The sequence below is a fragment of the Thioalkalivibrio versutus genome, from assembly GCF_001999325.1.
GTDB lineage: Bacteria > Pseudomonadota > Gammaproteobacteria > Ectothiorhodospirales > Ectothiorhodospiraceae > Thioalkalivibrio > Thioalkalivibrio versutus.
Map to the genome: position 1 here is coordinate 1 of NZ_MVAR01000057.1, position 1,128 is coordinate 1,128.

Here is a 1,128-nt window from a genome sequence, read left to right on the forward strand (position 1 = left end):
GACATAGAATCTCCTACGGGGGGCTGGTCGTGCCAATCGATGGTTGCACCTGGTTGAAGGGTGACGCGTTAGAGGCGTTCGTTGACTGTGCGTGCAAAGGTCCGGAAGTCGTCGAGGTGGCGTGAGCACACGGCGTGGACGATCTCCCAGTTGATGCGCTCGTAGTTATGGACTGCGATGTTGCGAAAGCCGACGGCCTTCTTGAGCCGGTCGGCCAAGCTCGCTTCAATGATGCCGCCTTCAGCGAGACGATCGAATGTCTCGCCCATGGTGTCCGGAGGTGGTAGTTCGAGGGAGGTCACGAGATGGGCTCCAATGTCGACACATTGTCGCGCCGCACGGGACAGGTTCAGGGCAATGATGTCCTGTGTGTCCGGGTCTTGCTGGAGTTGGTTGGGGTCGTCGGGGCAACGTTGCGCGACCCGCTGGACGCAATAGTGCAGCGTTTCGAGCTTTTGTTCGATTACCCGGCGATCCACGCTTGTCTCCGTTCGGCCAGAATGCGGTCGCGGTAGGGGGAGAAATCGGCCTGGTCGAGCAAATGGCGCGTGAGGAAGCGGGCGTGGGCCTCGTCTTGTCCGGTCAGGCGGATGCCGCGTGTGACGATCTCGCCCAGTAAGGGTTCGCCGGCCTGGGTGAGGTCCACAAGGTCCACAGGACGCCCGGTGGTGGAGGCAATTTCTTCGATGAGCGCGATGCGCGTGGTGGCTGGAAGCGGCGCTCCCGCGCTGACGGCCAGGTCGACATCGCTATGTGGAAGCATTTTTCCGCTCGCCAGGGACCCGAACAGAATGGCTAGCTCCAGCTCGTGATGGTGTCGCAACACGGCACGAATGCGATCGATTTCGGTGCGATTGCTCATGCATCCCAGTGTAGGGAGATGTCTCTGAATGTGCACGTTCGCATTCATGGGCGATTGGCGCATCCTTAGTAGAGGCAACACTGGGGCGGAGAGGATTTTGTTGTTGGCCGTTATCCCGGAAACTGTGGAGTGGTTATCCGGGGTCTCTGGCGTGGGTGGCCGCACCGGCGTTTGGTGTTTCTCTGACGTGGGAGATCCCGGCTCTTCGCTTCGCTACGGCCGGGATGACGGGGTGGGGTGGCGCTGCGGCCGGGATGACGTTGTAG

At 61.0% G+C, this 1,128-nt stretch carries 2 protein-coding genes; both read right to left on the reverse strand.

Features of this window, described 5'->3' with window-relative positions; translation table 11 throughout:
- Window positions 1-68 precede the first annotated feature (68 nt).
- Window positions 69-479 carry a type VII toxin-antitoxin system HepT family RNase toxin gene (gene hepT / locus B0684_RS13645; RefSeq protein WP_018650280.1) on the reverse strand — a complete coding sequence of 137 codons (411 nt, stop codon included), beginning with the start codon at window positions 477-479 and terminating at the stop codon, window positions 69-71.
- Window positions 464-862, reverse strand: a complete 399-nt coding sequence (mntA, locus tag B0684_RS13650; protein WP_018650279.1) for a type VII toxin-antitoxin system MntA family adenylyltransferase antitoxin — start codon at window positions 860-862, stop codon at window positions 464-466. Before mntA ends, hepT begins: the two co-directional genes overlap by 16 nt.
- Between the last annotated feature and the right edge of the window lie 266 nt (window positions 863-1,128).